Raw genomic sequence first — 6,106 nt, 5'->3', positions numbered from 1 at the left:
CGAACTTTGGCGTCCAGCGCGCCGAACGGCTCGTCGAGCAACAGCACTTCCGGATCGACGGCCAGCGCCCGCGCCAGCGCCATCCGCTGCCGCTGGCCGCCGGAAAGCTGATTGGGGTAGCGGGCGTGAAATCCGCTCAGCCCCACCACTTCCAGCAGGTGGTCGACCTTCTCCTTGATCTCCGCCTTGGGCCGTTTGCGGATCTTCAGGCCGTAGGCCACGTTGTCGCGCACCGTCAGGTGCTTGAACGCCGCGTAGTGCTGAAACACGAACCCGATGCCGCGCCGCTGCGGCGGGACCCTGGTCACGTCGCGGCCGTTGATCGTGATGGTGCCGCTGTCGGGCTGATCCAGCCCGGCGATCGCCCGCAGCAGTGTCGACTTGCCCGACCCGCTGGGCCCCAGCAACGCCGTCAGCGACCCCGCGGGCACCACGAAGTCGACATGGTCCAGGGCGACGAAATCGCCGTAGTGCCGGTAGGCGTCACGCACCACGATCGCGTGCTCACCCTGGGCGTCGTGGCCGGTCCGTGCCTTGCTCATCCGCGAATCTCCTTGTCAGGCAACTTTGGTCGCCCGTGTCCGGCGTGCGTCGAGTACCACCTGGACGACCAGCACCACCACCGAGACACCCATCAGCAACGTCGACAGCGCGTACGCGCCGTACTCGGCTCCGCGTTGGTAGCGGTCCGACACCAGCAAGGTCAGCGTCTGCGACGTCCCCGGCAGGTTCGAGGACACGATGATGACCGCACCGTATTCACCGAGGGTGCGGGCGACGGTCAGCACGATGCCGTAGGTCAGGCCCCAGCGGATGGACGGCAGCGTGATGCGCCAGAACGTCTGCCACCACCCGGAACCGAGGGTCGCCGCGGCCTCCTCCTGGTCCGTTCCCAACTCGTGCAGGACCGGTTCCACCTCGCGGACCACGAACGGCAGGGTGACGAAGATGCTGGCCAGCACGATGCCGGGCAGGCCGAAGATGATCTTCAGCCCGAAGTCCTTTTCGACGAACCCGAGGACACCCGCGGATCCCCACAGCACGATCAGGGCCACGCCCACTACGACCGGGGACACCGCGAACGGCAGATCGATGATCGCCTGCAGGACACCCTTGCCCCGGAACCTGTTGCGCGCGAGCACCAGAGCCGTCGGGATGCCGAAGATCACGTTCAGCGGTACCACGATCGCCACCACCAGCAGCGACAGGTTCAGCGCCGAGATCGCCGCCGGCGTGCTGACCCAGTCGTAGAACTGACCGAACCCCGGCTGGAAGGTGCGCCACAGGATCACCGCCACCGGAACGACCAGCAGCACAAAGATATAGGCCAGCGCGACGAACCGGATGAGGTAGCGGACCCTCGGCGACATGGTCATGCCGACAGCTCCTCGCGCCGCGCGGCCCGCGCACCGACGAGGCGCAAGATCAGCAGCACCACGAATGAGATCGACAGCAGGACAATGGATATCGCGGCGGCTCCGGTGCGGTCGTCGTTCTCGATCAGGGTGCGGATCCACTGCGACGACACCTCGGTCTTGCCGGGCACGGCACCACCGATCAGCACCACCGAACCGAACTCGCCGATCGCCCGCGAAAACGCCAGCCCCGCACCGGACAGCAGCGCCGGCGTCAGCGCCGGCAGCACGACGGAGGTGAAGATCTTGGGGTTGTTGGCGCCCAGCGAGGCCGCCGCCTCCTCGGTCTCGTGATCGATTTCCAGCAGCACCGGCTGAACGGCGCGCACCACGAACGGCAGCGTCACGAACGCCAGCGCCACCCCCACGCCCCACGCCGTGTGCTGCAGATGCAGGCCCACCGGGCTGTTGTTGCCGTACAGGGCCAGCATGACCAGGCTGGCGACGATGGTTGGCAGCGCGAACGGCAGGTCGATGATGGTGTCGACCAGACGCTTGCCGAAGAAGTCGTCGCGCACCAGCACCCACGCGATCAGGAGGCCGAAGACCGTGTTGATGAGCGTGACGCCGGCGGAAATGGTCAGTGTCACCTCGAACGACTGCACCGCGGCGTGCGACCACACCGCCGCCCAGAAGGCGCGCCAACCGCCGCCCGCGCCCTGCCAGACGATGGCCGCCAGCGGCAGCAGGACGATCACCGAAAGCCACACCACCGCCACGCCCACCCGAAGCGAGGTGGTGCGCGGACCGCCGGACGGTCGCGGCGTCGGGGGACCCGCGGGGGCTTGGGTGCCGGGGGCGCCGGGGATCGCTACGGCGGTCATCCGGTGGCCTGCGTGTAGATCCGGGTGATGCTGCCGCCGGTCTTGTCGAACAGCTGGGGGTCCACCGTGGCCCAACCGCCGAGGTCGGCGATGGTCCACAGTTTCGCCGGCGCCGGGAACTGGTCGCGGAACTCCGTGGCGACCGCGGGGTCGACCGGCCGGAAGCCGGCCTGCGCCCACAGCCTCTGCGCCGCGGGGGTGTACTGGTAGTTCTTGAACGCGGTCGCGGCTTTCAGGTGCGGGCTGCTGGTCACCACGGCCATCGGGTTCTCGATCTTGAAGGTCTGGGGCGGGTTGACGTGCTCGACCGGCTTGCCGTGCCGCTCCGTCGCGATCGCCTCGTTCTCGTAGCTGATCAGCACGTCGCCGCTGCCCTGGACGAAAACGTCGGTCGCCTCGCGTCCCGAGCCGGGGCGCAATTTGACGTGCTCACTGACCAGTTTGTGCACGAAGTCGATCCCCGCCTGGCTGTTCTTTCCGCCTTCGCTCTTGACGGCATAGGGCGCAAGTAGATTCCATTTGGCCGAGCCCGAACTGAGCGGACTTGGCGTAATGACCTCGATACCGGGCCGCAACAGATCATCCCAATCTTTTATGTGCTTGGGGTTACCCGCGCGTACCACCAACGTCACCACCGACCCGAATGGGATGCCCGCGGTGACGTCGCCATTCCAGTCCTTGGCCACCTTGCCGGCCTTGATCAGGCGGGTGATGTCCGGTTCCACGGAGAAATTGACCAGGTCCGCCGGTTTGCCGTCGAAGACGCCGCGGGATTGGTCGCCGGAGGCGCCGAACGAGGTGATCACCTGAACGCCCTTGCCCTCGTCGGTGTTGTAGAACGCGGGGATCACCTTGCTCCAGCCGGGTTCGGCGACCGAGTAGGCAACCAGGGTGAGTTTGGTCGAACCCGCCGGGCCGCCGCCGCCGACGACGTCGCTGGCGCCGCCGTGGCATGAAGCGACGAGCCCGACGACCACGGCGAGCGCGACCCCGAACGCGAGAGAACGCCGTCGGCGCGGCGCCCTCCCGATGTCCATGAACGTCTGCGGCATTTATGGCCTTCCGGTACGGGACTTGTGGACAGCTGTCCCGTTGCTACGGAAGGCGCCTGGCGCTCAACGAGGTGATCGGCCAGGTCCGTGCCGTACCGCGCACGGGTTATTCAGTCAGCAACAACAGTGCAGGTCAGACGCAGCGCGAATCGCCCCGATCGCACTCCGGAGGCCGAGCGCGCGACCAGGGCACCGCGAAACGCCGGGTCCTGCGTGCATGGCGCGAAGCGTAACAGAATTCGCTGGTTGCCTCAGGGCGCCGAGGTCGTCAGTGCGTCAACACCCAGGCGACGACGACCAGCACCACGAGCGCGACGAGAACCAACGTCACGTGTGAGCGCGGCATCCCGTTACCCAAGTGTCGTGTCCGAGCGTCGGGCCCGGCCAATCAACTGGATGCCCATGTTCAGCGCCCGGTCCAGCACCACGGCGGTGAAATAGGCCAGCAACAGCACGACGGGCATGACCAGCAGCGCCTGCACCACGAAGGCGAGCCCCGAAAGCCACAGCTCGATGCCGTCCCACCAACTCAGGAACCCGCTCACCGGCTTCACCCTACCGACGCGTGTCGGAGAAAAAGTCACGGTGATGGAAATGGCGGGTCCGCGGGGCCGAGCGCGACTGGCACAGCGGGTAACAACTCGGGCAAAAAATAGACGACGGGCAGGTCGACAGATGATGATGTCGGGATGGTTCTGCACGCCCATTCCGCCGACCAGCCCGCCGACCCGGAGGCGCTCGACGGGGCGCCCCAGCCCTACGCCCTGGAAGCGGCGCCCGCAGTGCCCGTCGAATACAGCTTGCCCGCGCCGTACACGTCCAGTTCGTCGCTGCGGAATCCATTCCCGCCGATCGCGGATTATGCCTTCCTGTCGGACTGGGAGACGACCTGCCTGATCTCGCCCGCGGGCTCGGTCGAGTGGCTGTGCGTGCCGCGTCCGGACTCGCCGAGCGTGTTCGGCGCGATCCTGGATCGCAGCGCCGGTCATTTCCGGTTGGGGCCCTACGGCGTTTCGGTGCCGTCGGCGCGGCGCTACCTACCCGGCAGCCTGATCATGGAGACCACCTGGCAGACCCACACCGGGTGGCTGATCGTGCGGGACGCCCTGGTGATGGGCAAGTGGCACGACATCGAGCGACGGTCGCGGACCCACCGCCGCACGCCGATGGACTGGGACGCCGAACACATCCTGCTGCGCACGGTCCGCTGCGTCAGCGGCACCGTCGAGTTGATGATGAGCTGCGAGCCTGCGTTCGACTACCACCGCGTCGGCGCCACCTGGGAATACTCGGCCAACGCGTACGGCGAGGCGATCGCCCGCGCCAGCAAGCAGCCCGACGCCCACCCCACGCTGCGGTTGACCACCAACCTCAACATCGGCCTGGAAGGCCGCGAAGCCCGCGCCCGCACCCGGATGAAAGAGGGCGACGACATCTTCGTCGCGCTGAGCTGGACCAAGCACCCGGCGCCGCAGACCTACGAAGAAGCCGCCGACAAGATGTGGCAGACCACCGAGTGCTGGCGTCAGTGGATCAACATCGGCAACTTCCCCGACCACCCGTGGCGGGCCTACCTGCAGCGCAGCGCGCTCACGCTGAAGGGCCTGACCTACTCGCCCACCGGCGCGCTGCTGGCGGCCAGCACCACGTCGCTACCGGAAACGCCTCGGGGCGAGCGCAACTGGGACTACCGCTACTCCTGGATCCGCGATTCGACGTTCGCGCTGTGGGGCCTGTACACGCTGGGGCTGGACCGCGAGGCCGACGACTTCTTCGCGTTCATCGCCGACGTATCCGGCGCCAACAACAACGAACGCCACCCGCTGCAGGTGATGTACGGCGTGGGCGGCGAGCGCAGCCTGGTGGAAGAGGAACTCAACCACCTGTCCGGCTACGACCACGCCCGCCCGGTGCGGATCGGCAACGGCGCCTTCGACCAGTCCCAGCACGACATCTGGGGCTCGGTGCTGGACTCCTTCTACCTGCACGCCAAGTCCCGCGAGCAGGTCCCCGAGACCCTGTGGCCGGTGCTGAAAAAGCAGGTCGAGGAGGCGATCGAGCACTGGCGGGAGCCCGACCGCGGGATCTGGGAGGTGCGCGGCGAACCAAAGCACTTCACGTCGTCGAAGGTGATGTGCTGGGTGGCGCTGGACCGCGGCGCCAAGCTGGCCGAGCGCCAGGGCGAAACCAGCTATGCCCAGCAGTGGCGCCAGATCGCCGAGGAGATCAAGGCCGACATCCTCGAGCACGGGGTGGACGCTCGCGGCGTGCTGACCCAGCGCTACGGCGACGACGCCCTGGACGCGTCGCTGCTGCTGGTGGTGCTGACCCGCTTCCTGCCGCCCGACGACCCGCGGGTGCGCGCCACGGTGCTGGCCATCGCCGACGAGCTCACCGAGGAGGGCCTGGTGCTGCGGTACCGGGTTGAGGAGACCGACGACGGGCTGAGCGGCGAGGAGGGCACATTCACCATCTGCTCGTTCTGGCTGGTATCGGCACTGGTCGAGATCGGGGAGGTGGCCCGCGCCAAGCGGCTGTGCGAGCGCCTGCTGGCCTACGCCAGCCCGCTGCACCTCTACGCCGAGGAGATCGAGCCGCGCACCGGCCGCCACCTGGGCAACTTCCCGCAGGCGTTCACCCACCTGGCGCTGATCAACGCCGTCGTGCACGTGATCCGCGCGGAAGAGGAAGCCGACAGCTCCGGCACGTTCCAGCCCGCCAACGCGCCGGTATAGCAGCCGTTTGTTCGCGTGCCGGCCCGCGAGCGTGCGCAGTTGTACGCCCGACACGCCGCGGTGACCCCGGCCTGCTGACC

6 protein-coding genes are annotated in these 6,106 nt (G+C 67.8%); 1 reads left to right on the top strand and 5 read right to left on the bottom strand.

The window, feature by feature from the left end:
• From AC5Y5V_RS04785 to AC5Y5V_RS04765, 5 genes are all read right to left on the bottom strand, one after another.
• A partial coding sequence (locus tag AC5Y5V_RS04785; RefSeq protein WP_499931512.1) for a sulfate/molybdate ABC transporter ATP-binding protein occupies positions 1-542 on the bottom strand: 542 nt, incomplete at its 3' end.
• Between the two features lie 15 nt (positions 543-557).
• Entirely contained in the window at positions 558-1,376 is an 819-nt protein-coding gene (gene cysW / locus AC5Y5V_RS04780) for a sulfate ABC transporter permease subunit CysW (protein WP_499931510.1), read from the bottom strand.
• Positions 1,373-2,239 (bottom strand): sulfate ABC transporter permease subunit CysT, encoded by an 867-nt coding sequence (gene cysT / locus AC5Y5V_RS04775; RefSeq protein WP_499931509.1) that lies wholly within the window; start codon positions 2,237-2,239, stop codon positions 1,373-1,375. The genes cysW and cysT overlap by 4 nt, the downstream gene beginning before the upstream one ends.
• The gene (locus tag AC5Y5V_RS04770) at positions 2,236-3,276 is read right to left on the bottom strand and encodes a sulfate ABC transporter substrate-binding protein (protein WP_499931561.1); all 1,041 of its coding nucleotides are present in this window, start codon (positions 3,274-3,276) and stop codon (positions 2,236-2,238) included. The genes cysT and AC5Y5V_RS04770 overlap by 4 nt, the downstream gene beginning before the upstream one ends.
• A gap of 365 nt (positions 3,277-3,641) precedes the next feature.
• Positions 3,642-3,845, bottom strand: a complete 204-nt coding sequence (locus tag AC5Y5V_RS04765) for a hypothetical protein (RefSeq protein WP_499931507.1) — start codon at positions 3,843-3,845, stop codon at positions 3,642-3,644.
• Positions 3,846-3,980: 135 nt separating this feature from the next.
• Between AC5Y5V_RS04765 and AC5Y5V_RS04760 the strand changes: the two genes are divergently transcribed.
• The gene (locus tag AC5Y5V_RS04760; RefSeq protein WP_499931505.1) at positions 3,981-6,026 is read left to right on the top strand and encodes a glycoside hydrolase family 15 protein; all 2,046 of its coding nucleotides are present in this window, start codon (positions 3,981-3,983) and stop codon (positions 6,024-6,026) included.
• Positions 6,027-6,106 lie beyond the last annotated feature (80 nt).

The organism is Mycobacterium sp. NGS68 (assembly GCF_059812195.1).
Note: the sequence above shows the minus strand (reverse complement) of the source record. Positions and strands in the feature narration are given on the sequence as shown.